The organism is Limnohabitans sp. 15K (genome assembly GCF_002778285.1).
In the GTDB taxonomy this organism is placed as follows: Bacteria; Pseudomonadota; Gammaproteobacteria; order Burkholderiales; family Burkholderiaceae_C; genus Limnohabitans_A.
Genome location: NZ_NESM01000005.1, coordinates 144,982 through 171,576, shown reverse-complemented (window position 1 = coordinate 171,576; position 26,595 = coordinate 144,982). Strand labels below are relative to the sequence as shown.

Annotated in this window: 22 protein-coding genes and 4 tRNA genes; 1 reads left to right on the top strand and 25 read right to left on the bottom strand. The window is 55.8% G+C overall.

The window, feature by feature from the left end:
* Positions 1–286: 286 nt before the first annotated feature.
* On the top strand, positions 287–739 hold the full coding sequence (locus tag B9Z40_RS17180) for a hypothetical protein (protein ID WP_143473998.1): 453 nt from the start codon (positions 287–289) through the stop codon (positions 737–739).
* A 9-nt stretch (positions 740–748) separates the two neighbouring features.
* Here the strand turns inward: B9Z40_RS17180 and B9Z40_RS15515 are convergent, their stop codons facing one another.
* The 25 genes from B9Z40_RS15515 to B9Z40_RS15395 form a co-directional block, all read right to left on the bottom strand.
* Complete coding sequence (locus B9Z40_RS15515; RefSeq protein ID WP_100174256.1) at positions 749–1,105, bottom strand: DUF6876 family protein; 357 nt, start codon at positions 1,103–1,105, stop codon at positions 749–751.
* Positions 1,106–1,324: 219 nt separating this feature from the next.
* Entirely contained in the window at positions 1,325–2,056 is a 732-nt protein-coding gene (locus tag B9Z40_RS15510; RefSeq protein ID WP_100174255.1) for a hypothetical protein, read from the bottom strand.
* Between the two features lie 652 nt (positions 2,057–2,708).
* Positions 2,709–3,368 (bottom strand): response regulator, encoded by a 660-nt coding sequence (locus tag B9Z40_RS15505; protein ID WP_100174254.1) that lies wholly within the window; start codon positions 3,366–3,368, stop codon positions 2,709–2,711.
* Between the two features lie 20 nt (positions 3,369–3,388).
* Positions 3,389–5,686 carry an ATP-binding protein gene (locus tag B9Z40_RS15500; protein ID WP_100174253.1) on the bottom strand — a complete coding sequence of 766 codons (2,298 nt, stop codon included), beginning with the start codon at positions 5,684–5,686 and terminating at the stop codon, positions 3,389–3,391.
* 1 nt (position 5,687) lies between these two features.
* Positions 5,688–6,209 carry a DUF4390 domain-containing protein gene (locus B9Z40_RS15495; RefSeq protein ID WP_233204936.1) on the bottom strand — a complete coding sequence of 174 codons (522 nt, stop codon included), beginning with the start codon at positions 6,207–6,209 and terminating at the stop codon, positions 5,688–5,690.
* A gap of 73 nt (positions 6,210–6,282) precedes the next feature.
* Positions 6,283–7,638, bottom strand: a complete 1,356-nt coding sequence (rsmB, locus tag B9Z40_RS15490) for a 16S rRNA (cytosine(967)-C(5))-methyltransferase RsmB (protein WP_100174251.1) — start codon at positions 7,636–7,638, stop codon at positions 6,283–6,285.
* Between the two features lie 19 nt (positions 7,639–7,657).
* On the bottom strand, positions 7,658–8,221 hold the full coding sequence (locus B9Z40_RS15485; protein WP_100174250.1) for a hypothetical protein: 564 nt from the start codon (positions 8,219–8,221) through the stop codon (positions 7,658–7,660).
* A gap of 102 nt (positions 8,222–8,323) precedes the next feature.
* Positions 8,324–12,538, bottom strand: a complete 4,215-nt coding sequence (rpoC, locus tag B9Z40_RS15480) for a DNA-directed RNA polymerase subunit beta' (RefSeq protein WP_100174249.1) — start codon at positions 12,536–12,538, stop codon at positions 8,324–8,326.
* Positions 12,539–12,561: 23 nt separating this feature from the next.
* Positions 12,562–16,686 carry a DNA-directed RNA polymerase subunit beta gene (rpoB, locus tag B9Z40_RS15475; protein ID WP_100174248.1) on the bottom strand — a complete coding sequence of 1,375 codons (4,125 nt, stop codon included), beginning with the start codon at positions 16,684–16,686 and terminating at the stop codon, positions 12,562–12,564.
* A 252-nt stretch (positions 16,687–16,938) separates the two neighbouring features.
* Positions 16,939–17,313: a 50S ribosomal protein L7/L12 gene (gene rplL / locus B9Z40_RS15470; RefSeq protein ID WP_100174247.1), complete on the bottom strand. Its 375-nt coding sequence runs from the start codon at positions 17,311–17,313 to the stop codon at positions 16,939–16,941.
* A gap of 40 nt (positions 17,314–17,353) precedes the next feature.
* A complete protein-coding gene (rplJ, locus tag B9Z40_RS15465) occupies positions 17,354–17,860 on the bottom strand; it encodes a 50S ribosomal protein L10 (RefSeq protein WP_100120359.1) in 507 nt (168 codons plus the stop codon).
* Between the two features lie 258 nt (positions 17,861–18,118).
* Entirely contained in the window at positions 18,119–18,814 is a 696-nt protein-coding gene (gene rplA, locus B9Z40_RS15460) for a 50S ribosomal protein L1 (protein ID WP_100174246.1), read from the bottom strand.
* Complete coding sequence (rplK, locus tag B9Z40_RS15455) at positions 18,815–19,246, bottom strand: 50S ribosomal protein L11 (protein WP_100174245.1); 432 nt, start codon at positions 19,244–19,246, stop codon at positions 18,815–18,817.
* 125 nt (positions 19,247–19,371) lie between these two features.
* Positions 19,372–19,953 carry a transcription termination/antitermination protein NusG gene (nusG, locus tag B9Z40_RS15450; protein ID WP_019430861.1) on the bottom strand — a complete coding sequence of 194 codons (582 nt, stop codon included), beginning with the start codon at positions 19,951–19,953 and terminating at the stop codon, positions 19,372–19,374.
* Positions 19,953–20,336 carry a preprotein translocase subunit SecE gene (gene secE, locus B9Z40_RS15445; protein ID WP_100174244.1) on the bottom strand — a complete coding sequence of 128 codons (384 nt, stop codon included), beginning with the start codon at positions 20,334–20,336 and terminating at the stop codon, positions 19,953–19,955. Before secE ends, nusG begins: the two co-directional genes overlap by 1 nt.
* A 99-nt stretch (positions 20,337–20,435) precedes the next feature.
* Positions 20,436–20,511: transfer RNA gene (locus B9Z40_RS15440), tRNA-Trp, on the bottom strand.
* Positions 20,512–20,523: 12 nt separating this feature from the next.
* Positions 20,524–21,714 carry an elongation factor Tu gene (gene tuf, locus B9Z40_RS15435; protein ID WP_100174243.1) on the bottom strand — a complete coding sequence of 397 codons (1,191 nt, stop codon included), beginning with the start codon at positions 21,712–21,714 and terminating at the stop codon, positions 20,524–20,526.
* A 73-nt stretch (positions 21,715–21,787) separates the two neighbouring features.
* Positions 21,788–21,862: transfer RNA gene (locus B9Z40_RS15430), tRNA-Thr, on the bottom strand.
* 29 nt (positions 21,863–21,891) lie between these two features.
* Positions 21,892–21,965: transfer RNA gene (locus tag B9Z40_RS15425), tRNA-Gly, on the bottom strand.
* An 85-nt stretch (positions 21,966–22,050) separates the two neighbouring features.
* Positions 22,051–22,136, bottom strand: a tRNA-Tyr gene (locus B9Z40_RS15420).
* A gap of 60 nt (positions 22,137–22,196) precedes the next feature.
* Positions 22,197–22,958 (bottom strand): uracil-DNA glycosylase, encoded by a 762-nt coding sequence (locus tag B9Z40_RS15415; protein ID WP_100174242.1) that lies wholly within the window; start codon positions 22,956–22,958, stop codon positions 22,197–22,199.
* Positions 22,958–23,746, bottom strand: a complete 789-nt coding sequence (gene trpC, locus B9Z40_RS15410; RefSeq protein WP_100174276.1) for an indole-3-glycerol phosphate synthase TrpC — start codon at positions 23,744–23,746, stop codon at positions 22,958–22,960. The genes B9Z40_RS15415 and trpC overlap by 1 nt, the downstream gene beginning before the upstream one ends.
* 88 nt (positions 23,747–23,834) lie before the next feature.
* Positions 23,835–24,869, bottom strand: coding sequence for an anthranilate phosphoribosyltransferase (gene trpD, locus B9Z40_RS15405; protein WP_100174275.1), 1,035 nt, complete (start codon positions 24,867–24,869; stop codon positions 23,835–23,837).
* A 79-nt stretch (positions 24,870–24,948) separates the two neighbouring features.
* The gene (gene ltaE / locus B9Z40_RS15400; protein WP_100174241.1) at positions 24,949–26,016 is read right to left on the bottom strand and encodes a low-specificity L-threonine aldolase; all 1,068 of its coding nucleotides are present in this window, start codon (positions 26,014–26,016) and stop codon (positions 24,949–24,951) included.
* A complete protein-coding gene (locus B9Z40_RS15395; RefSeq protein WP_199172580.1) occupies positions 26,013–26,594 on the bottom strand; it encodes an aminodeoxychorismate/anthranilate synthase component II in 582 nt (193 codons plus the stop codon). The genes ltaE and B9Z40_RS15395 overlap by 4 nt, the downstream gene beginning before the upstream one ends.
* Position 26,595 lies beyond the last annotated feature (1 nt).

The window sequence follows — 26,595 nt, the reverse complement described above, 5'->3', positions numbered from 1 at the left end:
CCAAAACGAAAGGAGCTAAAAACACAGAACAGCTAAACTTATCCACAACCGAATAAGCCAATTCTTTAAAAACCAGTGGCTCAATATTCGATGCAAACACTGGCTCAGTTTGTCTGGCTAATCAACACGCAAGTGGACGAGAGGTATAGCGCAATTGCAAGCAGCCCTATACGCTGTCATTTTTTCTTCCACAACTGAGACGGCTTAGGCGCTTTCTATACGTGCGTTGTAGGGCTGATTTGAAGCCCAGCTGAAGCCCAATCAAAGTCAATACGTCAGGCGTTTTATGTCCTCACAACTTGATCGCATTGAAAATGCACTTGCACAAATTGCCGCTTCGCTTGAACGGCAGACAATTGATGTACGTGACTTACGGGATCAACTCCAGAAACTTGTGCTGGTCTCTGTGCCCAAATCCACAGGTGTCGTAATTGATCCAGATTGCGGTTACGAATGGATGTGGCTAGCCCTTCGCCTAGATGAAGGAACTTGGTCAAGAATCAAAGCAGGTGAACATATTGAACTCAGAGGCCGTGGGTGGGTGCCTGAACAGCAAGTCAAACCCGATCCGGCTGATGAGAACTTTTATTGGGACTATTGGGAGTTCAATGGTGGAATCAATAAGCCTATGAGAGTCACAATGGTCAGCCCGCATGAAGACTCTCTTGACATTGATGATCGCACCGCCTACGAAGGCCCCTTACTCAAGAGTTTTATTCAAGAGTTGAAGGACATTTGAAACTGCGAATCAATACTCGCTGGGCAACATGATCACCCAATGCTCGCCGTCCCAGCAGGCGTAGAGTGTGATTTCAGCAAGCGGAAAATCTGTGTAAGGAATTTCCTGCCTTGCGTGTTCATGTCCGTTGCCATCCTCATAGACCATGAGTGCTGAGGCATCGTTGACAGTGGTCTTGACAACAACAAACCAATCCGTCGTACCAATTTCAATTAAATGGCTGGCGATGGCATCCATCATCCAAAAACACTCGGCTTGCTCTGCAAGGTATTTCGTTCCATCTGTCAGAAAGTGCCTGCGACTGATGCGGTAGTAGCGTTCTGTTCCCGTAAATTGGGAAAGTGTTGCTGAGTCAAAATTCAACATGATCTGCGTCCTTTCGTGTTGAACGCAGTTTGTTTTCAGACCACCAATCCGGACAACCTATAACCCGCCACTTTGGACGGACTCAGATCCCAGTAAATCTCACCTGAAATCTTGCTATTTCAAAGCGTCAATTAATTTGACGCTTCTCAATGTGCTGCGATAGCCAATCCACTTTCCTCAATAGTTCTAAATCTTGCTGTTAAGTTGAAAATACGATTTTCAATTTTTCGACAGGAACTCTTTCACCGCCTGTTCTGCCTTTTTGTTACGAGCGGCTTCATGGCCACCGCCGTCCAAGATAACTTTTGTAAAACTGTCGTGACTGCCGTATTTTTCTTCACACAAGTATTTGGTTGGGAAGTACGGGTCTTGTTCATAGTCAATGGTAAGTATGGGTGCATCCCTTGGTGCGCTTACAGGTCCTCTGCAGAAAGAACTGATTGAAATCAACCCAGCGAATAATCCTTTACCGCGATAAAAATGAACTGTCGCAGCCCCTTCGCTAAATCCAGCTAGAAAAATCTTGCCAACACTAGGGTTCTTTCTAAGCTGATCGAATGAGTACCGGAATTCTCTTGCCCTGATCATAAAAAGATCTGCGGGACTCATGGAGCCATTCGTCGTCGTAAATGATGATGGGCTGCAATTAACCACTCGACCCTTGATGGCCAAGCTGTTTGGTAAAACGACCAAATATCCTAAGTCGTTAAGGAACTTTGCCCAAGCCACCTCATCGCCCTTGATGCCAGTGCACCCATGCATGAAAACCACGACATCCGTTTGGGCTGTTAGCTCAATTGCTTTGGTGTTGGTAGGGAAAATCTTCCCCGGTATATAAACCGTTGCATCCTCCCAAGACGGTCGCACATCAAATCTTCCAGCCGCCATGTATTCTTGAGCGTACAGCGTCTTCGTGACAAGCAGAAAAACAATAGTGAACAGATACTTCAATTTAGCGTCTCCACAAAATTAATCCTAGGTAATGTAAAACTTATCTCATCTTACATACGCTTCGTAACGAATGAGTTGCACATGAGCTGCGTCTTGTCATTCCAAGAAACCATGATCCAACAAAAACGCCTCCTGTCCTTTGTCTAATTGACTTCCATAACCCGAGAGGTAGCAAGTCGTTCGTAAGGGTACGGTTGAGTTCAATTGGAATCGGAGATAGATAGTCAAGCGTCAATTTTAATTACGCTCGTTTGACTGCGTCACCAAAGAAATCTCTACAACCACCGGTTTCACACCCCTACGCCCAATGCCTACCCGCTGGGCAAAAAGCATCCTGTAGGGCTTGTAAAAGCGTTGCAGAGCGTTGGAAAAAGCTGGGGGCTGCGCTAGCTGAAGCGCCACGCCAACACACAGCCAAGCAGCTGCCAGCACAGCAGTTTTGAACTACTTTGAATTAACTTTAGAAGGGGGGATTTGGCACTGTCAGCACAGAGTGTGCCGCACCGTTTTGCACCCAATTTGCAGGCGCCATTAATGCTGAAGTTCTAGCGCCGGACGGACTTTTTCAATCCGCTGCTCTACCAACTGAGCTACCGGGCCAAGAGGCAAATTGTAGCAGACTTATCCAACCCTTTTGAAGGCGGAAAACAAATCACCCATGACGCTTGCTGCGAGACAAGTCAACACCCAACTGCTTGAGTTTTCTGTACAGGTGGGTGCGCTCAAGGCCTGTTTTTTCAGCCACTTTCGTCATGGATCCCGCTTCGTTGGCCAGGTGGAATTCAAAATAAGCTTTTTCAAACGCATCACGCGCCTCGCGCAAAGGGCGATCGAGGTCAAAGGTTTGTTCCACCTCGAGTGCAGCCATGACGACTTCGCCATTGACCACCGAGGAGGCGACGGCCACTGTTTGCGACAGGCTTGCAGCATGGATGGCCTGTTTGACTTGATCGCGCGCCAAGCCCTGCTCAACGGCAGAGAGCAATTTTTGCAGGGTGATGGGCTTTTCCAGGAAGGCCTGCGCACCAATCTTGACGGCGTCGACAGCAGTGTCAATGGTGGCGTGGCCACTCATCATGATGACCGGCATATTGAGCAAGCCCGAGGCTGCCCACTCTTTTAAAAGACTCACACCGTCGGTGTCCGGCATCCAGATGTCCAGCAAGACCAGGTCAGGGCGCATGCGTTGCCTGGCCTCTCGGGCCATGGCGGCGTTTTCTGCCAACTCTACTTGATGACCTTCGTCAAACAGGATTTCTGACAGCAGGTCACGGATGCCCAACTCGTCATCAACCACCAAAATATTTGCCATAGTGTCTGTCTTGTCTCTGTTCAAGGCGTGGATGCTTGCGCGCGGTCCATCGTGGAATCTACTGCGAATGATAACGAGACTTGAGCCCCTTGGATTTCACCATCCTGCAGGACATTGCCCAGTTCAATTTTGGCCGCATGTTCATCGGCAATTTTTTTGACCACTGCCAAGCCCAAACCCGTGCCTTTGGCCTTGGTGGTGACATAGGGCTCGAAGGCGCGTTTGAGGATGTTGGGCTCGAAACCAGGCCCCGTGTCCGTGACTCTCAAACGGACCCGATGGCGCGCAGCATGCCACTCTGTGCGCAAGCCCACGCGTGCGTTGTGTGGCAAAAGCCCCTTGATCTCGCAGGCATCTTGCGCGTTTTGCAGCAGGTTGTGAATCACTTGCCGAAGTTGCTGCTCGTCCCCCATGATGGGTGGACAAGTGGGATCAAGATCTGTGACAACCACCGCACGGTGCACCTGATCGGTCGGTTCATTCGCATACAAGACCATCAAGTCGGCAATCAGGTCATTGAGTTGCACGGGCTTCAACTCTGCCGATGGCAAGCGGGCATAGTCGCGGAACTCGTTGACCAAGCGCTTCATGGAGTCGACTTGGTCCACGATGGTTTTGACCGATTTGTGAAGCACCGCATCGTCTTGGGCATCCAGTTTGCCGATGAGTTTTCGCTGAAGCCGTTCAGCCGACAACTGGATGGGGGTCAGTGGATTTTTGATCTCGTGGGCCAAGCGCCTGGCCACTTCGCCCCAAGCTTGCGCCCGCTCGGCCGACACGATTTCGGAAATATCGTCAAACACCAAAAGGCGCATGCCGTCAGGCAACAGTGCACCCCGGGCCAGCAAGGTGACCGCTGTCTCTGACAAACCTTGGCCCGTGGCGTGGATTTCAAAAGATTTTTGCCAATGGTCGAGTTCGTGCGCGTCTTTTTCCACACGCAACAAGGCAAACTGCTCGGCCACGCCATTGGCAAAAGATGCCAATGTCGGCAAGCTGAGCAATGGCAGCCCTTGGTGCGCCGCGACTGGCACGCGCAAAATGCGTGTGGCCCCAGGATTGGTCGACTGGATTACGCCTTGCGCATCCATCACCATCACGCCTGCCGTCAAGTTGTCCAAGATGGTCTGCAGGTTGCCACGGGCGGTGTCCAACTGAACCAAACTGCGCTGTTCGTGGGTTCGGGCATCGAGCAGTTGCTGTGTCATGTCGGCGAAAGATCGGGTCAAACCACCCAGCTCGTCTTTGCCTTGCAGGGCCAACTTGGGCGTCAAGTCGCCTGCGGCCACCTGACGCATGCCCAGAGCCAACAACAACAAGGGCCTTGCCAGTTGATTGCCCAGCACCACCGCCAACAAAATGGCACCCAATACCGCCAAGAACAAACTGAGGGTCAAGGTGCCGATGTACATGCGGCGCAAACCGTCTCGGGCCAATGCCCGTTCTTGGTACTCGCGATAAGCCGCCTGTACTTCCAATGCGTTGTTGACCAAGGTGGGGGGAAGCTCTTGGGTCAATTGCAGCAAACGGCGGTCTTCGTCAAATGAGAGGCCCGCTTGAGGCAGCAAAACCAACACTTTGATGCGCCCCTTGTCAGCGCCGGGTGGGCTGTCGTCAAATCCCTCCACCCATTCCACACGACCTTTTTGGCGTGCGTCTTTGATTTGCTGGGTGGGTGGGCGTTCTGGGCGAATCTGAAATCGAGATTGCCCTGCACTGGCCACCATGCGGCCACTGGTGCTCCACAACACGGCATCGCTGACGCCCAGTTGCTCTCTCATTTTTTCCAAGGCAATGCCTGCACTCACATCGGGCACATCACTCAACTGGGTCGCGGCCACACGCGCTTGTTTGGAAAGGTCTGAGCTCAAGGTGTCCAAAGTAGCGCGCCCTAAATTGAGGCCAGCCACCAAAGCGGCCTCGACTTTGACATCGAACCAGCTTTCGATGGAGCGCGAGACAAATTGGTAGGACACCACATAAATCAGCAAGCCAGGTATCACGCCCACCAAAGCGAAAATACCCGCCAGCTTCACCAGCAAACGTGCACCAAATTGGCCACGCCGCAGCCGAAGCAAAAGCCGGATGGCACCCCACAAGATGGTGACCAACAAGCCACTGGCCACAACTGCATTGATCAGGGCCAACCATTCGTAATTTTGGTTGTAGCTTTCGCGATTGCCGGTGGCTTGGGTCATCAACACCAGCAGTCCCAAGCCAATCACAGCCATGGCCAAGGCGCCCAAACCCAAAAGCCAGCGGCTGGTGCGTGAGGCCTCTTGTGCCTGCTTGTCAGAGTGCTTGTTGAAACCACGCATCTCAGCGCACCATGTCAGCGGTCAAGCGCATTTGCTTGGCCACGCTCATGGACCATTCGGCCTGGTTGCCTGCCGCGATCTGAAACGGCCTTGGCAGCTGCGAGATGTCCAACCGAAATCGGTACGCCACATATTGGCGGGCATCGGTGGAAACATCGGCCATTTCGGCGATTTTCCAGCCGGACTGACGCCGGATCACAGCCAACGCGTCGGACAGGTTTTCAAAACTTTGTGAAATGCTCCCGGCCAGGCCCGTCCCAGAAATGGGCTCATTGGACACGTTCAAACGCCAGCGGCGTGTGAGGGGTTGAAATGCCAATCGGTAATAACGGTAGGCTGTGCCCACTTTGAGGTCATACCAGTACCAGCGGTCACGCATGACCTCGGCCTCAGCCACAAAATGAACGGCCAGCCCTTTGACCAAGGCGTCTTCAACGGCTGGTGCCAACTCCAGCTTGAGCTGGGCGGTCAAATAAAGCGCAGCATCACGCCGCTCGGCGTGCAATTCAGTGAGCTCTGCCAAAGAGGTCTGGGCCCAAGCTGCAGACGCAGTCAGGAGCCAGGCCCCTAGGACCCAGCACAAAGCACGCCGGAGTTCAGCCCCGACGCTTTTCCAGCAGTGCGTAATAAAACCCATCGTGTTCACCCATGGGATTGTGATCGACTGGCAGGCTTGCGGGGGCCTGACCGGGTATCAAATGGCCCGGCGAGGGGCGTAATTGGGCATCTGTGTTGCGCTGAAGAAACGCTTGCACCGTCTCGTCGCCCTCGGCCTTGAAAACCGAGCAGGTGCAATACAGCAGGCGGCCACCTGGCTTGAGCAAGGGCCACAGGGCCTTGAGCAACATGGCCTGTGTTTGGGCCAACTGGCCACTGTCGGTCGGTCGGCGCAACCAACGCACATCGGGGTGCCGACGCACAATACCCGATGCCGTGCAAGGCGCGTCCAACAAGATGGCATCCAACAGCTGGCCATCCCACCATGCAGCGGGCTGCCCCGCATCGGCGGCTTTCACTTGGGCTTGCAAGCCTAGGCGCTGCAAATTTTGATGGATACGCTCGCAACGCGAAGCATCCACATCCAAAGCCAGCACATGGGCTTGGGGATACAACTCCAGCAAATGGCCCGTTTTTCCACCCGGCGCGGCACACGCATCCAGAATTCGCCATGCCTTTTGGGTGTCCATCTCCTGCATCAACAGGGGCGCAGCCAATTGCGCAGCAGCATCTTGAACCGACACATGGCCTGCGGCAAAACCGGGCAATTGGTTCACGGGCAAGGCTTTGCTCAACTGCAAACCTTGCGCGCCCACGGCTTTGGATGACACCCCTAGGGCGGTCAACTGGTTTTGGTAAGCAGCCACACTGTGGTGCCGGGTGTTGACCCGCAGCGTCATGGGTGCAGGTGTTTGGGCGAGCGACAAGAGCGTCTGCCAATGCAAAGGGTGGTCTGCCTGCAAACGTTCCACCCACCACCGTGGATGGTTCCATTGCGCTTGGGGGTCTGCGTCTGTGCTTTGCACCAAGGCCTCACGTTCACGCATAAAACGACGCAAACAGGCATTGACGAAACCGCTTTGTGCTTGTGTGGTGCGTTGTTGGCGTGCGGCCTCGACGGCTTGGTTGACCAAGGTATGGATGGGGTAGAGCGCCAGTTCATCGTTCCAGCAAAGTGCCAGCGCACTGCAGAGCAAGGCATCGACCGCGGGCGGTGGTGTTTTGCTGGCCAGCAGTTGACGCAAGGCCGTGGCTCGGCCCAGCTGCCGCAGGACCTGAAAACTCAGCGCTTGCACACCGGGTCGCAGCTCAGCAGGCACAGTGTCCAGCTGCGCCGTGAGCGAGCGCCCTTGGCGCATGGCTTGCACAGCAGCTGCAGTGCCTTGGAGCAATCGCCACAGCGGTGGCGACTGCCCTTGCACGGCTTGGGCATGAATGGCATCGTGTTGTTTCATGGTTGATCTCAGAGCGGTCTCAGCTGGCACTCACCGACAAATCCATTTTGGTGGCGGGCTGAAGCCCTAGACGCTTTGCCAGCCAAGCGGCGGGCTGCATGGCCAAGGCGTCGTTGTAAGTGGCCACGGCAACATGGTAAGGAATCAAGGCGGCAGGCAGTGTTTGGCGCATCCGGCTCAAAGCAATCTCCAGATCGGGCTTGACCGCTTCGTTGTCTGTCTGCAGCAATGCGCGAATTTCTAGCACCACTTTTTGGTGCAAAGCCAGTAATTGCTTTTGCCCATCAACAGCCAAAGGTTGCAAACGGGCTTGCAGCAAGGCTTCTATCAACTCGTCACAAGCCGACTGCAAGGCTTGAAGCTCGCCCTCACCTTCAGCCACACCTTCGCCCACAGGTGGGGCGACCAGCGATTGGCGCGCAGCAATGCCGCCTTGCAACCGAACCAGCAAACGCAACCAAACGGCATCGACACTGTCCCACTGCCGAACCACTTCGGCACGCAATCGCACCAAGCGGTTGTGCGCCCCGACAGCCCAAAACAAGGCGATGGCCATTAGCAAGCCAAAGATCAACGCTTCCATGCTTTCACCTTTGTTGAACCTTCACCATAAAAACAGCCCCTGACCGCGAAACGGTGCAGGGGCTGTTCACATCGTTCACCGTGCGAAGGGTGAACGCGTCACTCAGACGGCTTCGCCGGCGTCGGTGACGGTGTCTTCAGTCGACTCGCCAGCCAAGTCCGCAGCTTCCGCGTCGGCAATGGCTTTGCGTTCGGCGTCGTCCATGGCGTCCTTGACAGCACGGGCTTTGTGATAAGCCAAACCCGTACCGGCAGGGATCAAACGACCCACGATCACGTTCTCTTTCAAGCCACGGAGCTCGTCGCGCTTGCCCATGATGGCCGCTTCGGTCAACACACGGGTCGTTTCCTGGAAGGAAGCGGCCGAGATGAACGAGTCGGTCGACAAAGAAGCCTTGGTGATACCCAGCAACAAGTTGCTGAATGTCGCAGGAATCTTGCCTTCGGCTTGCAATGCGTCGTTGGTGTTGAGCATTTCGGAACGCTCCACTTGTTCACCCGAGATGTAGGTGGACTCACCAATGTTCTCGACCACCACGCGGCGCAGCATCTGACGAACAATCACTTCGATGTGCTTGTCGTTGATCTTCACGCCTTGCAAGCGGTAAACGTCCTGCACTTCATCGACGATGTAGCGGGCCAGCTCTTCGATGCCCAACAAACGCAAGATGTCTTGTGGATCGGCTGGGCCGTCCACAATGCTCTCGCCCTTATTGACCACTTGGCCTTCGTGCACCAGGATGTTCTTCTCTTTGGGGATCAGTTCATCCCAGACCTTGCCTTCAGGGTCGGTGATCTGCAAGCGGACCTTGCCTTTGGTCTCTTTACCAAACGACACCGTACCGGTGATCTCGGCCAGCATGCCTTTGTCTTTGGGCGTACGGGCTTCGAACAGTTCGGCCACACGGGGCAAACCGCCGGTAATGTCTCGGGTCTTTTGACCTTCGACCGGAATACGGGCCAGCACTTCGCCTGGGCCCACGTCCATGCCGTCGCGCACCTGGATCAGCGAGCCGATCTGGAAGCCGATGGTCACCGAATGGTCGGTACCGGGGATCTTGACTTCTTTGCCAGCGGCGTCGATCAGTTTGACCTGAGGACGGATGACCTTGGCAGCGCCACGGCGCTTGGGGTCAATGACCACCAGGGTAGACAAACCAGTCACTTCGTCCAGCTGCTTGGCCACTGTCAGGCCTTCTTCGACGTTCTCGAACTTCACCTGGCCGGCGAATTCCGTGATGATCGGGCGTGTCAATGGATCCCAATTGGCAAGAATAGTGCCGGCCTTGATGGTCTGGTCGGCTTTGATCGACAAGATCGCACCGTAAGGCACTTTGTGACGCTCGCGCTCACGGCCGTGTTCACTGATGACGATTTCGCCGGAACGGGAAATCACCACCAACTCACCCTTGGTGTTGGTCACGTAGCGCATGGTGGCATTGAAGCCGATGGTGCCGTTGGACTTGGCGTCCACACTGGAAGCCACCGCTGCACGCGAAGCCGCGCCACCAATGTGGAACGTGCGCATGGTCAGCTGAGTACCAGGCTCGCCAATCGACTGCGCAGCGATCACACCGACGGCTTCGCCGTTGTTGACCAAGCCACCACGGCCCAGATCGCGGCCGTAGCACTTGGCGCACAAACCAAAACGTGTTTCGCAAGTCAGCGCTGTGCGCACTTTGACTTCGTCCACGCCTGCAGCTTCGATTTCGTCGAGCAAGTCTTCGTCGAGCAAGACACCCGCTTCGACCAGCACAGCGCGGTTCTCTGGGTGCAACACGTCTTCGACGACGGTACGGCCCAAGATACGGTCGCGCAGCGATTCGATCACTTCACCACCTTCAACGATGGCGCGCATCAGCGAGCCGTCGGAGGTGCCGCAATCGAGCTCGGTCACGACCAAGTCTTGGGTCACGTCGACCAGACGACGGGTCAGGTAACCCGAGTTGGCTGTCTTCAAGGCCGTATCGGCCAGACCCTTACGTGCACCGTGTGTCGAGATGAAGTACTGCAACACGTTCAGGCCTTCACGGAAGTTCGCCGTGATAGGGGTCTCAATGATCGAGCCATCAGGCTTGGCCATCAGACCACGCATACCGGCCAACTGGCGAATCTGCGCTGCAGAGCCGCGGGCACCGGAGTCGGCCATCATGTAAATCGAGTTGAACGATTCCTGATCGACTTCATTGCCATGGCGGTCAATGGTGCGCTCTTTGCGGAGCTGATCCATCATCACCTTGGACACGACGTCGCCGGCTTTGCCCCAGATGTCCACCACCTTGTTGTAGCGCTCGCCAGAGGTCACGAGACCCGAGACGTATTGCTGCTCGATGTCTTTGACTTCTTTTTCGGCGGCTTCAATGATGGCTGGCTTCTCAGGTGGCACCAACATGTCGTCGATACCGATCGAGATACCGGCGCGGGTGGCCAGACGGAAACCGTTTTGCAACAGCTTGTCAGCGAACACCACAGTCTCTTTCAGACCGCACTTGCGGAAAGACGTATTGATCAGCTTGGAAATTTCTTTCTTCTTCAGCGCCTTGTTCAGGTTGGAGAAAGGCAGGCCCTTGGGCAAGATTTCCGACAACAAAGCGCGGCCCACGGTGGTTTCGACCATGGACACCGATGAAGTGAATTCACCCGTGACTTTGTCTTTGGTCCACTCGGTCATGCGCACGTTGATCTTGGCAGCCAACTCGACAGCATTGGCGTCGAGGGCGCGCTGCACTTCACCGATGTCGGAGAAGATCAGGCCTTCGCCTTTGGCGTTGATGCGGTCACGGGTCGCGTAATACAGACCCAGCACCACGTCTTGAGAAGGCACGATAGATGGCTCGCCGGAGGCAGGGAACAAGATGTTGTTCGAAGCCAGCATCAAGGTGCGGGCTTCCATCTGGGCTTCCACCGACAAAGGCACGTGAACGGCCATCTGGTCACCGTCGAAGTCGGCGTTGAAAGCCGCGCAAACGAGGGGGTGCAACTGAATGGCTTTGCCTTCAATCAGCAAGGGCTCAAACGCCTGGATACCCAAACGGTGCAGCGTAGGCGCACGGTTGAGCATCACGGGGTGCTCTTTGATGACCTCTTCCAGAATGTCCCACACCACCGGTGTACCGGCTTCAACTTCTTTCTTGGCGGCCTTGATGGTGGTCGCGATGCCCATGGCTTCGAGACGCGCAAAGATGAAAGGCTTGAACAACTCGATGGCCATCAACTTGGGCAGACCGCACTGGTGCAGCTTGAGGGTTGGGCCCACGGTAATGACGGAACGACCGGAGTAGTCGACGCGTTTGCCCAGCAAGTTCTGACGGAAACGACCGCTCTTGCCTTTGATCATGTCGGCCAAAGACTTGAGGGCACGCTTGTTGGCGCCGGTCATGGCCTTGCCGCGACGGCCGTTGTCCAGCAAGCTGTCCACGGCTTCTTGCAGCATCCGCTTTTCGTTGCGGGCAATGATTTCAGGCGCTTTCAATTCCAGCAAACGGCGCAGACGGCTGTTGCGGTTGATCACGCGGCGGTACAAGTCGTTCAGGTCGGAGGTCGCAAAGCGGCCGCCGTCCAGTGGCACCAAAGGACGCAGGTCCGGTGGCAACACGGGCAACACTTCAAGCACCATCCAGCCGGGCTTGATGCCCGACTTCTTGAAAGCTTCCAACACTTTGAGGCGCTTGGAATTCTTCTTGACCTTGAGTTCGGAGCCCGTCAAGTCACCACGCAGGCGCTCGATTTCGCTTTCGATGTCAATGCTTTCGAGCAATTCACGAATGCCCTCAGCGCCCATTTTGGCCACGAATTCGTCGCCGTACTCTTTGACTTTGGCGTCGTAGTCGTCTTCGGACATGATGCCGAATTTCTTCAGCGGGGTCATGCCGGGATCGGTCACGACATACGCTTCAAAGTACAGCACGCGTTCGATGTCGCGCAGGGTCATGTCGAGCACCAGGCCCAAACGCGATGGCAGCGATTTCAGGAACCAGATGTGGGCGCAAGGCGCGGCCAAATCGATGTGGCCCATGCGCTCGCGACGCACTTTGGTCTGTGTGACTTCAACGCCGCACTTCTCGCAGATCACGCCGCGGTGCTTGAGACGCTTGTACTTGCCGCACAGGCATTCGTAGTCTTTGATGGGGCCAAAGATCTTGGCGCAAAACAGACCATCGCGCTCGGGCTTGAAGGTGCGGTAGTTGATGGTTTCCGGCTTTTTCACTTCACCGAAAGACCACGAACGGATCTTCTCGGGCGATGCCAGACCGATGCGGATCGCATCGAAGTGGTCATCGGGCGTGAACTGTTTGAACAGGTCGAGTAGTGATTTCATGGTTTAAATCCTTTGCCTGTGAATTAAGAACGCTCGAGCTCGATGTCAAGGCCCAGCGAACGGATTTCCTTGACCAGCACGTTGAACGACTCGGGCATGCCCGCTTCGATGGAGTGTTCGCCTTTGACGATGCTCTCGTACACCTTGGTACGGCCTTGCACGTCATCGGACTTCACGGTGAGCATCTCTTGCAGAACGTAAGAGGCGCCATACGCTTCCAGCGCCCACACTTCCATCTCACCGAAACGCTGACCACCGAACTGTGCTTTACCACCCAGCGGCTGCTGCGTGACCAAGCTGTAAGGACCGGTCGAACGGGCGTGCATCTTGTCGTCCACCAAGTGGTGCAGCTTCAAGAAGTGCATGTAGCCAATGGTGGTTGGACGGTCAAAGGCATCGCCTGTGCGGCCGTCAAACAAGTTGGCTTGTGTGCGTGTGGCTGTCAGGCCCTTGGCCTTTGCCAAGTCTTCTGGGTAAGCCAGGTGCAGCATGGCGCGGATTTCTTCTTCAGCAGCACCGTCGAAGACGGGCGTGGCGAATGGGAAACCTTCTTTGAGGTTGCCAGCCATGGACAAAATTTCGTCGTCGCTCAGTTGCGACAAGTCTTCTTTGCGGCCCATGCTGTTGTACAACTGCTCGAACAACTTGCGCAGATCGGCAATCTTTTCCAGGCGCTGGGTTTCGGCTTGCAACATGTTGCCAATGCGCTGGCCAATGCCTTTGCCGGCCCAACCCAAGTGGACTTCCAGCACCTGACCCACGTTCATACGTGAAGGAACGCCCAAGGGGTTCAACACGATGTCCGCAGGGGTGCCGTCGGCCATGTAAGGCATGTCTTCAACAGGGACGATCTTGGAGACCACACCCTTGTTGCCGTGACGGCCGGCCATCTTGTCACCGGGCTGCAAGCGACGCTTGACGGCCAGATAAACCTTGACCATTTTGAGCACGCCAGCAGGCAACTCGTCGCCTTGGGTCAACTTCTTGCGCTTTTCTTCAAAAGACAAATCGAAGCTGTGACGGGTTTGCTCCAGCGAGTTCTTGATGGACTCGAGTTGCATGGCCACTTCGTCTTCCGCAGGGCGGATGTCGAACCAGTGGAACTTCTCGACCGAATCCATGTAGGCCTTGTCGAGCTTGGTGCCTTTGGCCAGTTTCTGAGGGCCGCCGTTGGCCACGCGGCCAATCAGCAATTTCTCGATACGGTCAAATGCATCGGCTTCCACAATGCGCAGCTGGTCGTTCAGGTCCAAGCGGAAACGCTTGAGTTCATCGTCGATGATCTGCTGAGCACGCTTGTCGCGCACGATGCCTTCGCGGGTGAAGACCTGCACGTCGATCACGGTGCCTTGCGAGCCCTGGTCCACGCGCAGCGAGGTGTCTTTCACATCGCTGGCTTTTTCGCCGAAGATGGCGCGCAGCAGTTTCTCTTCAGGCGTGAGGGTGGTCTCGCCCTTGGGCGTGACCTTGCCGACCAAGACATCGCCAGGTTGCACTTCTGCACCCACGTAGATGATGCCGGAGTCGTCCAGACGGCCCAGTTGCTGCTCGGACAAGTTGGGGATGTCGCGCGAAATTTCTTCGGCACCCAACTTGGTGTCACGGGCCATGACCACGAGTTCTTCGATGTGGATCGAGGTGTAGCGGTCTTCCGACACCACACGCTCAGAGATCAAGATCGAGTCTTCGAAGTTGTAGCCGTTCCAAGGCATGAAGGCGATCAGCATGTTCTGACCAATGGCGATTTCGCCCAGGTCGGTGGATGCGCCGTCGGCAATCACGTCACCCTTGGCCAGCTTGTCGCCACGCTTGACGATGGGGCGCTGGTGGATGTTGGTGTTCTGGTTGGAACGCTGGTACTTGATCAGGTTGTAGATGTCCACACCCACTTCGCCAGCCAAAGCTTCAGCGTCGTTCACGCGGATCACGATGCGGGTCGCATCGACGTAATCCACGATACCGCCACGGGTGGCTGTGACCACGGTGCCGGAGTCGACCGCTGCGACGCGCTCGATACCGGTACCGACCATGGGCTTTTCAGGGCGAAGCACAGGCACGGCCTGACGCGACATGTTCGCACCCATCAAAGCGCGGTTGGCGTCGTCGTGCTCGAGGAATGGCACCAGAGATGCCGCAACCGACACGATCTGGGCAGGCGACACGTCCATGTACTGAATGCGCTCGGCACCGCACAGGATGGATTCACCTTTTTCACGGGCAGACACCAAGTCGCCCGTCAGCTTGCCGTCTTTGTCCAAAGCCGCGTTGGCCTGGGCAATGACGTACTTGCCTTCTTCGATGGCCGACAGGTAATCGATGTTCATTGTGACTTTGCCGTCGATCACTTGACGGTACGGGGTTTCAATGAAACCGTACTCGTTCAAGCGGGCGTACAAAGCCAGCGAGTTGATCAAACCGATGTTTGGACCTTCAGGTGTCTCGATAGGGCAAACACGACCGTAGTGGGTCACGTGCACGTCACGCACTTCAAAGCCTGCACGTTCGCGGGTCAAACCACCTGGGCCAAGGGCCGAAACACGGCGCTTGTGGGTGATCTCGGCCAGAGGGTTGGTCTGGTCCATGAACTGAGACAACTGCGATGCGCCAAAGAACTCTTTCAACGCAGCCGAGATGGGCTTGGAGTTGATCAGGTCATGCGGCATGAGTGGCTCTTGCTCAGCTTGACCCAAACGCTCTTTCACAGCTTTTTCGATACGTGCCAAACCTGTGCGGTATTGGTTTTCAGCCAATTCGCCCACGCAACGCACGCGGCGGTTGCCCAAGTGGTCGATGTCATCGACTTCGCCGTTGCCGTTGCGCAGGTCCACCAAGATCTTGACCACAGCCAAGATGTCTTCGTTGGTCAAGACCATGGGGCCTGTGGAGTCTGGACGACCCACACGGGCGTTGAACTTCATGCGGCCAACGCGGGACAGATCGTATGTATCGGGGTTGTAGAACAAGCGCTGGAACAGGGCTTGCACAGCGTCTTCAGTTGGCGGCTCGCCAGGACGCATCATGCGGTAGATGGCCACGCGTGCAGCGAATTCGTCAACGGTTTCGTCGATACGCAGGGTTTGCGAAATGTACGCGCCCTGGTCGAGTTCGTTGGTATAGATGCAAGGCAAGTCTTGAATGCCTGAAGTGCGCAGCTTTTTCAGCAGCGCTTCGGTCAACTCTTCGTTGGCCTTGGCAATGATCTCGCCGGTGTCGGCTTCGACAATGCTGCGTGCGACCACACGGCCGAGCAAGTAGTCTTCTGGCACGCTGATGTGTGTGGTGCCCGATTGCTCGAGTTCACGGGTGTGACGAACGGTGATGCGCTTGTCTTTGGCCACCACCACTTTGCCGGACTTGTCGGTGATGTCAAAACGTGCCACTTCGCCGCGCAGACGCTCGGCCACAAATTCCATTTGTGCACCGCTGTCCATCAGACGGAAATTGTCGTTGACGAAGAAGTTCGCCAGGATCGACTCAGGGTTCAAGCCAATGGCCTTGAGCAGAATCGACACAGGCATCTTGCGACGACGGTCGACGCGGAAATACAAGATGTCTTTGGGGTCGAATTCGAAGTCGAGCCACGAACCGCGGTAAGGGATGATGCGGGCAGAAAACAGCAATTTGCCAGAGCTGTGGGTCTTGCCCTTGTCGTGCTCAAAGAACACGCCTGGCGAACGGTGCAACTGAGACACGATCACGCGCTCTGTACCGTTGATGATGAAAGAGCCTTTGTCGGTCATCAGGGGCACTTCGCCCATGTAGACCTCTTGCTCTTTCACTTCTTTGACCACTTTGTTTTGTGAGGTCGAGGAATCGCGGTCGTAAATGATGAGCTGAACACGCGCACGCACAGCCGACGAGAAGGTCAGACCACGGGTCTGGCATTCGCGCACGTCAAACGCTGGCTTGGCGAGGTTGTACTCGACGAATTTCATCTCCACAAAACCGTTGTGGGACACGATCGGGAAAGCAGACTCAAATGCGGCTTGTAAACCCTCGTGTGTGCGTTTGGATGAAACAACACCTGCTTGCAAGAAGGACGTGTAAGCGTCTTTTTGCATTTGCAGCAGGTAAGGAACTTCGAGCACGCTTTCGCGGCTGCCGAAACTTTTGCGGATTCGCTTGCGTTCGGTGTATGAATAGGCCATGAGATCTCCGGGCTTGATCTTTCAGAACTGATTGCTGAGCGAGTTTTTGGCTCGTTCAGCGGTCTTGGCGGCTGGCCTCTACCAGCGTTGGCGGACGATTGCGCATTGCACGCAACCCGTACCAAGGGTTTTCTGCAGTCGGGTCAGAAAACACTGGAAAGAAGACTGAGATCAATCTACTTTTCGGTGTGCTCTTCAAGCACCAAAGGCTGGAGGCCCTTTCGGGCACTCCAGCCTTGGAACAAAACCCAATTACTTGAGTTCGGCCTTGGCGCCAGCTTCTTCCAGCTTCTTCTTAGCAGCTTCAGCGTCTGCTTTAGGCAGGGCTTCTTTGACTGCTTTAGGAGCGCCGTCGACCAAGTCTTTGGCTTCTTTCAAGCCCAGACCGGTGATTTCGCGCACAGCTTTAATCACGGACACTTTGTTCGCGCCAGCTTCCAACAAGACAACGTTGAATTCTGTCTTCTCTTCAGCAGCAGCAGCACCGCCACCACCCGCTGCAGCAGGAGCTGCCATAGCGGCAGCGCTCACGCCAAACTTCTCTTCGATGGCTTTCACCAGGTCGTTGAGTTCCATGACCGTCATGCTGTCCAGCGCGGTCAAAAATGCGTCTTTATCGAATGCCATTTTTATTTCCTAACAATTGGTTAAAACACGAATGCTGGCCTTAAGCGGCAACAGCTTCGCCTTCGCCTTTTTTGGCCGCCAACGCACCCAGCACAACGGCTGTACGCGACATAGGCGACATCAACAAGCCACACAACTGGGCCAACAAAACTTCTTTCGAAGGGATGTTTGCCAATTGCTTAACGCCGTTCACGTCCAAAGCTTTGCCTGCAAATGCACCTGCACGAATGACCAACTTGTCGTTGGTTTTCGCGAAGTCAGCCACCACCTTAGCGGCAGCCACTGCATCTTCAGAGAAGCCATAGATCAGCGGACCGGTCATCTGGTCGGCGACAACTTCAAACTGCGTACCTGTCACAGCACGGCGAGCCAAGGTGTTTTTCAACACCGTCAGCGATACGCCGAGGCTGCGAGCTTTGACGCGCAGGTTGGTCATGTCAGCGACCGTGATACCACGGTATTCCGCCATCACAAGCGTTTGAGCTTTACCGGCGAGGTCGGTCACTTCGGAAATGACCGCTTCTTTCTCACTGCGATTCAGACTCAAGGTCTACTCCTTTTTATGTGTTTTTCGGGTTACCCCTGAAACACGCCTATTTGCAGCGACCAACTGTTCAGGATCTTCATCCATCTGCAGCGGGATCGCCATCTGCGTTGGCCCAAACCTTCAAGCGGACTTGAAGGTTTGTTGATTAAGCACAGCGGTGTGTGCACCAACGGTCTTGGATGGCCTGCAGTCCTTTTGCAAGGTCTGCAGCCCACCACATTGAGCAGGTTTTAAAACCCGCTCAAATTTTTATCGCCATCAAGCTGCGATGGATTGCGTGTCGACGCGAACGCCCACACCCATGGTCGAAGACACGGCCACTTTGCGCAGGTAAACACCCTTGCTGGTGGCTGGCTTGGCTTTCACCAGAGCTTCGATCAGTGCAGCCAAGTTGCCTTGCAACTTGTCTGTGTCGAATGAACGGCGACCGATGGTGCCGTGCACGATACCGGCTTTGTCAACGCGGAACTGGACTTGACCAGCCTTGGCGTTGCGCACAGCGGTAGCAACGTCAGGTGTCACAGTGCCGACTTTGGGGTTAGGCATCAGGCCACGTGGGCCCAGAATCTGACCCAAAGTACCCACAACGCGCATGGCGTCTGGAGCAGCAATGACCACGTCGAATGGCATGTCGCCCGCCTTCACGCGTGCAGCCAAATCGTCCATGCCGACCACGTCAGCGCCAGCAGCCAGCGCTTCTTCAGCTTTGGCGCCCTGGGCGAACACGGCCACGCGTGCTGTTTTACCGGTGCCATTGGGCAACACGACAGCGCCACGAACGACTTGGTCAGATTTCTTGGCATCAATGCCCAATTGAACGGCCACGTCGATGGACTCGTCAAACTTGGCAGTGGCGCATTCTTTGACCATGGTCAAAGCATCGGACAGAGCGTACAGCTTCAGGCTGTCGACTTTACCCACGAGGGCTTTTTGTTTCTTGGTGAGCTTGGACATTTACACGCCCTCCACATTCACGCCCATGGAACGGGCAGTACCAGCGATGGTGCGAACGGCTGCGTCCATGTCGGCAGCAGTCAGATCTTTCATCTTGGCTTTGGCGATTTCTTCCAGTTGAGCGCGAGTGATCTTGCCCACTTTTTCCAAACCTGGTTTGGTCGAAGCTTTGTCCAACTTCAGTGACTTCTTGATCAAAGTGGCCGCTGGCGGCGTTTTGATGATGAAGGTGAAGGATTTGTCTGCAAACGCAGTGATGACCACTGGCAATGGCAGGCCCGGCTCAACGCCTTGGGTCTGGGCGTTGAACGCCTTGCAGAATTCCATGATGTTCAAACCACGTTGACCCAATGCTGGACCGATGGGTGGTGATGGATTGGCTTTACCAGCTGGCACTTGCAGCTTGATGAAGCCGACGATTTTTTTCGCCATGCTTTTCTCCTTGCGGGTTTTAACGCTCAAAACCTATTGGTTCTGGGCTCCCCGGGGTTAACGACTCTGAGATATTGTCAGGCGCCGAGTCGGGTAGCGCCAAACAGAGAACTGAGAAAAACCGATCAGGTTTTTTCGACTTGCCCGAACTCCAACTCAACAGGTGTCGCACGGCCAAAAATAGTGACCGAAACACGCATTTTGTTGCGCTCGTAATTGACTTCTTCCACCGTACCGTTGAAGTCGGTGAACGGGCCTTCTTTGACGCGGATGTATTCACCCACTTCAAACTCGACCTTGTGACGCGGCTTGTCCGTGCCTTCTTGCATCTGGCTCACGATTTTCTGGACATCGGCTTCAGAAATAGGGGCCGGACGGTTTTTGGCACCACCCACAAAGCCTGTGACTTTGTTGGTGTGCTTGACCAGGTGCCAAGTTTCGTCGTCCATGACCATTTCCACCAGCACGTAGCCGGGGAAAAATTTACGCTCAGTGGTGCGCTTTTGACCGTTTTTGACTTCCACCACTTCTTCAGTGGGCACCAAAATGCGACCAAACTTGGTTTCCATGCCAGAACGCGCAATGCGTTCAATGATGTTGCGCTCAACCGCTTTTTCCATGCCGGAATAAGCGTGGACCACATACCACTTCAGATCTGGATTGGTCGAAGAGCCCGCCATGGGGGCGTTGACTACAGCATCGTTCATTATTTTTTCCACCCAAGAATCAGATCGTAGAAAACCCATTCCAGAGTTTTGTCGGTAAGCCACAAAAACAGTGCCATCACCACCACAAAAGCAAAAACGTAAGCCGTGATTTGAATGGCCTCTTTACGCTCAGGCCAAACAACCTTCTTGACTTCACGCACAGCATCTCGTCCGAAAGCGATCAATTGACGGCCGGTTTCAGAAGTGAAGAAGACCGCCACTGCGGCAACCAAGCCCACCAGCAAGCCAGCCCACTGAACCAGCCCACCTCGGCTCGCCAGCATGTAAAAGGCCACGAGCGAACCAATGACCAGCACGCAGGCCATGGCCACGCGAAACTTGTCACCCGCAGCATTCACAGTTTGAACTTCAGACGTTGCCATACGGCTTGCAACCTTTGTTGAGCCCTCGATGAACGAAGACCCTTATCAGACAAGGAAGCCCGCTAGGGTCTAGCGGGCTTGAAAATCCACCTTTTTAGGTGGCAGGGGCAGTAGGAATCGAACCTACAACCTTCGGTTTTGGAGACCGACGCTCTGCCAATTGAGCTATACCCCTACAGAAAATTGTTTAAGCAATGATCTTGGCAACAACGCCAGCGCCTACCGTGCGGCCACCTTCGCGGATGGCGAAGCGCAAGCCTTCTTCCATCGCAATGGGGTTGATCAACTTCACAGTGATCGACACGTTGTCACCAGGCATCACCATCTCTTTGCCTTCTGGCAATTCGATCGCGCCGGTCACGTCAGTCGTACGGAAGTAGAACTGAGGACGGTAGTTGTTGAAGAAAGGCGTGTGACGGCCACCTTCGTCTTTGGACAAGACATAGATCTCGCCCGTGAAGTGGGTGTGGGGCTTGATCGAGCCTGGCTTGCACAGCACTTGGCCGCGCTCGACGTCTTCGCGCTTGGTGCCGCGCAACAAGATGCCGACGTTGTCGCCAGCTTGACCTTGGTCGAGCAACTTGCGGAACATCTCAACGCCTGTGCAAGTGGTCTTGACGGTATCTTTGATACCCACGATTTCGATTTCTTCGCCGACTTTGACGATACCGCGCTCGATACGGCCAGTCACCACAGTGCCGCGACCTGAGATGGAGAACACGTCTTCCACGGGCATCAAGAAGGCACCGTCCACTGCGCGGTCAGGCGTAGGGATGTAGGTGTCCAAAGCAGCAGCCAGCTTCATGATGGCTTCTTCGCCCAATGGGCCTTTGTCGCCTTCCAGGGCCAGCTTGGCAGAACCTTGAATGATCGGGGTGTCGTCGCCTGGGAAGTCGTACTTGGACAACAACTCGCGCACTTCCATCTCGACCAGTTCCAACAACTCAGCGTCGTCCACCATGTCGCACTTGTTCAAGAACACGATGATGTAAGGCACGCCAACTTGACGGGCCAACAAGATGTGCTCGCGGGTCTGAGGCATTGGGCCGTCAGCAGCGGAGCAAACCAAGATAGCGCCGTCCATCTGGGCAGCACCGGTGATCATGTTTTTCACATAGTCAGCGTGGCCTGGGCAGTCCACGTGGGCGTAGTGACGGTTTTCTGTTTCGTACTCGACGTGAGCGGTGTTGATCGTGATACCACGAGCCTTCTCTTCGGGAGCTGCGTCGATCTGGTCGTACGCTTTGGCAGCACCGCCGAACTTGGCAGCCAACACGGTGGTGATGGCGGCAGTCAGGGTGGTTTTGCCGTGGTCAACGTGACCGATGGTGCCCACGTTGACGTGGGGTTTGGTCCGTTCGAATTTCTCTTTTGCCATATCTTCGACTCCGAAAAGTAGTGGTCAACAACCAAGACAGAGGGCGCACAACTTGCATTGCGCGCCCCAAAACTGGTGCCCTTGGCGGGAATCGGACCCGCGACCTCTCCCTTACCAAGGGAGTGCTCTACCACTGAGCCACAAGGGCAAAACTTCTAACAAACTCAAGCAATTGACTGGAGCGGGAAACGGGAATCGAACCCGTGTCATTAGCTTGGAAGGCTAAGGTTCTACCATTAAACTACTCCCGCACTGATTGCGCTGCACGAGTGGATGCAACGCCAATGCTTGGAACCATTTCCAAATGCTCTCGTCAACCGCCCAAAGGCAGTTTGCTGGTGGAGGAGACTGGATTCGAACCAGTGTAGGCGTAAGCCAACAGATTTACAGTCTGCCCCCTTTAGCCACTCGGGCACCCCTCCAGAAGCGAGTCTTAGATTATGCCATCTTTTTGTGACGCGCCGCAAGTCACTCGAACATTTTTACCACTGAACCTTTTTTTCATGGCGCGCACTCCAAAATTGATCGGCTTGCTTGAAGTGTCCGCAACCCAAAAAAGGCAAGGGCAAACGCAAAGCCGATAAAGGCGAGGGGTGATTGGCTTGCAAAACCAAATGACGGCGCAGCACATCTGTGGCATCGATCAGCGGTTTTTTGGTCTGTGCATGTGCACCCCAGAGCATGAACACCACGGGGTGTTCGCACTTGGCGACCGCGCAGATCAGCGCATCGGTCAATGCCTCCCAACCCCACCGGGCATGGGTGGCAGCTTGTCCTTCTTCAACGGTCAGGCACGTATTCAAGAGAAGCACGCCTTGGCAGGCCCAATGCGTCAAAGAACCGTTTGCAGGGGCAGGAACGCCCAAACTTTGCTGCAATTCTTTGAAAATATTGCGCAAACTTGGCGGCAACCGCACACCTGGCGCCACCGAAAAGGCCAAACCCTCGGCTTGGCCAGGACCGTGGTATGGGTCTTGACCCAAAATCACCACCCGAACTTGCTGCAAAGATGTCAATCGCAAGGCCCTGAAAGGATCAGGCGGATAGACGGTCTTGCCTGAGCTGACCGCTTCGCTCATACGGGCCGACAACGCGGCACCCACGGGCGATGCCAAAAAGCCGGTCACCAAGGGCTTCCAACCCTCATCCAATGTGTGCAACTCCGGAGGCCAGTTCTGCAAACAGGGCGAGCCCATGGGTTCGCCCTCAAGACCCAAAGTCAACTGGCCAGGAGGTTTTGGCATCAGGCAAAGAGTGTGGCCAAGGCCTCGCCAGGTTCTTTGGCACGCATAAACGCCTCACCCACCAAAAACGCGTGAACTTGGGCATCGCGCATGCGCTGTACGTCAGCGGCCGTTTGGATCCCACTTTCGGTCACCAGCAAACGGTCTGCAGGCACGTCAGGCAACATGTCCAGGGTGGTCTGCAAGGAAACCTCAAAGGTTTGGAGGTTGCGGTTGTTGATGCCGACCAAGCGTGTTTTCAACTTCAAGGCCCGCGAGAGCTCTTCGCGGTCATGGACTTCCACCAACACGGCCATGTCCAAGCTGCGGGCCACCGCTTCCATGTCGGCCATTTGGCCATCATCCAAGCAGGCTGCAATCAGCAAAATGGCATCAGCCCCCATGGCCCTGGCTTCATAGACTTGATAGGCATCGATCATGAAGTCTTTGCGAAGCACCGGCAGATCGCAACTGGCGCGGGCTTGCTTGAGGTAATCCACACTGCCCTGAAAGAACTGCTTATCGGTCAGCACCGACAGGCAGGCGGCGCCGTATTCGGCGTAGCTTTGGGCAATGTCGGCGGGAATGAACTCGGCGCGCAGCACGCCTTTGGACGGGCTGGCTTTTTTGATCTCAGCGATCACAGCCGCTTGGCCTTCCGCGATTTTGGCGCGCATGGCCCCCTCGAAGTCACGCGTCAGTACGCGGCTTTCGGCATCGGCCCTGACCACGGCCAGAGGCTTTTGTTTCAGGGCAGCGGCCACTTCTTCGCGTTTGACGGCGACGATTTTGTCGAGGATGTCACTCATGGTTTTTCCCAGCCCGGGCTCAATGGCACCGATTTTCAAAATTCAAAAAAGAAAACGCTCAAAACGATCGAAGACGCTTTGGCACGGATCACGATCCGTTTGCGTTCTGGCCAAAGGCCACAAACTGCGCCAACTTGGCTTTGGCCGCACCCGACTCAATGGCCACACGCGCACGTGACAAGCCATCGGCGATGCTGCTGGCCACATTGGCCGCGTACAAGGCCGCGCCCGCATTGATCATGACGATGTCACGCGCCGCACCGGGCTCATTGTCCAGCACGCTGCGCAGCATGGCCATGGATTGTTCGGGCGTGTCCACTTTCAGGGCCCGGTTGCTGGCCATGGTCAAGCCAAAGTCTTCCGGGTGGATTTCGTATTCGGTGATCTGGCCGTTTTTCAACTCCCCCACCAAGGTGGCTGCGCCCAGGCTGATTTCGTCCATGCCGTCGCGGCCATACACCACCACCGCGTGTTCAGCCCCCAAACGCTGCAAAGCCCGGACCTGAATGCCCACCAAGTCGGAATGGAACACCCCCATCAGGATGTTGGGGGCGCTGGCAGGATTGGTCAGAGGACCTAAGATGTTGAACATGGTGCGCACCCCGAGTTCTTTGCGCACCGGAGCCACATTTTTCATGGCCGGATGGTGGTTGGGCGCGAACATGAAACCGATGCCCACTTCGTCGATCGAACGTGCAATTTGCTCGGGCGAGAGGTGGATGTTGCCACCCAGTGCTTCCACCACATCGGCGCTGCCCGATTTGCTGCTGACGCTGCGCCCCCCGTGTTTGGCCGTCTTGGCCCCTGCTGCTGCTGCCACAAACATGGCGCAGGTCGAGATGTTGAAGGTGTGCGCGCCGTCACCACCTGTGCCCACGATGTCCACCAAGTGGGTGGGGTCAGCCACATGCACCTTGGTAGAGAACTCACGCATCACTTGGGCGGCCGCCGTGATTTCGCCAATGGTTTCCTTTTTCACACGAAGTCCCGTCAGCAAGGCCGCCGTCATGACCGGCGACAACTCGCCCTTCATGATCATGCGCATGATGTGGAGCATTTCGTCGTGAAAAATCTCACGGTGCTCGATGGTGCGTTGAAGTGCTTCTTGGGGTGTGATGGGCATGGCGTCGTCCTTGCGGGTGATCGTGATCATGAAATGGGGCTTAGATTCGGGCAATAAAAAGGTGTTCTGACTGCTGGCTTCAGTAAATTCCTGAGCTGACGAGGGGCGTGGTGGTGTTCGCCGCCGTTTGAGCCATGAAGCGGCGAATGCAAGCCACAGCATGGTCAACGTCTGCGGCATTCACGCCCAAGTGCGTCACAAAGCGCAAGCCAATCAAACCTGTGGCCAAAACGCCTTCGGCTTTCAAAGCCTCCAGCAGCGCCGGGCCTCGCCCATCCGCCACATCCACAAACACAATGTTGGTTTGTGCCGAACGGACGCTCAGGCCGGGCACGCCCTGCAGGCCTTGGGCCAACCGCTGCGCCAGGGCATGGTCATCGGCCAGGCGTTCCACATGGTGCTCCAGCGCGTGCAAAGCTGCAGCGGCCAAAATGCCGGACTGGCGCAATCCGCCGCCCAGCACCTTGCGCCATCGCAACGCCTTGGCCATCAGCTCACGCGAGCCGCACAAGGCCGACCCCACGGGAGCGCCCAAACCCTTGCTGAAACACACGGAAACGCTGTCAAAGTGGTCCACGATGCGGCGCACACTGGCCGTGACCGTGCTGCCTTCGGCTTGTGCCACGGCCGCATTGAACAGGCGTGCGCCATCCAAGTGCACGGCCAAGCCATGCTGCCGAGCAAGCCCTGTGGCTTGCGCCAAGTAGTCTTGCGACATGACGTGGCCGTTCCAAGTGTTTTCAAAGGCCAACAGACGGGTGCGTGCAAAGTGGCAATCGATGGGTTTGATGGCTGCGGCGATGTCTGCCAGCGACATTTCACCGGCAGCGTTTTGCGCCAAGGGCTGAGGTTGAATGCTGCCCAGCACCGCTGCCCCCCCGCCTTCGTAGCGGTAGGTGTGTGCGTTTTGGCCCACGATGTACTCATCGCCCCGCTCGCAATGCGCCATCAAGGCGCACAGGTTGCTCTGCGTGCCCGAAGGCATGAACAAGGCCGCCTCTTTGCCCGTGATCTGCGCGATGCGTGTCTGCAAGGCATTGACTGTGGGATCGTCGCCAAACACATCGTCGCCCAAATGGGCATTCAACATGGCCTGGCGCATCGCCGCCGTGGGCTGCGTGACGGTGTCGCTGCGCAAATCAATCATGGCTGCTCCAGAAAGTTCTTGAGCATGGCATGGCCATGCTCGGTGAGGATGGATTCCGGGTGGAACTGCACGCCTTCGATGTCGAGCTCGGTGTGGCGCACGCCCATGATCTCGCCATCGTCGGTCCAGGCTGTGACTTTCAGGCAAGGTGGGCAAGTCGCACGCTCAATCGCCAGCGAGTGATAACGGTTGACTGTGAATTTCTCGGGCAAGCCCGCAAACACACCTTCTTGCCTGGTGGTGATGACGCTGGTCTTGCCATGCATCAGCTCTTGCGCACGCACGATCTTGCCGCCAAAGGCTGCACCAATGCTTTGGTGTCCCAGGCACACACCCAGAATGGGCAGTTGGCCCGCAAAGTGCTGGATTGCAGCCACAGAAATGCCAGCCTCGGCTGGCGAGCAGGGGCCCGGCGAGATCACCAGGCGATCGGGTTGCCGCGCGGCAATGCCTTCAAGGGTGATTTCGTCGTTGCGAAACACCTCAACGTCCGCGCCCAATTCGCCAAAATACTGCACGATGTTGAAGGTGAAAGAGTCGTAGTTGTCGACCATCAGGAGTTTGATTTTTTTCGCCATG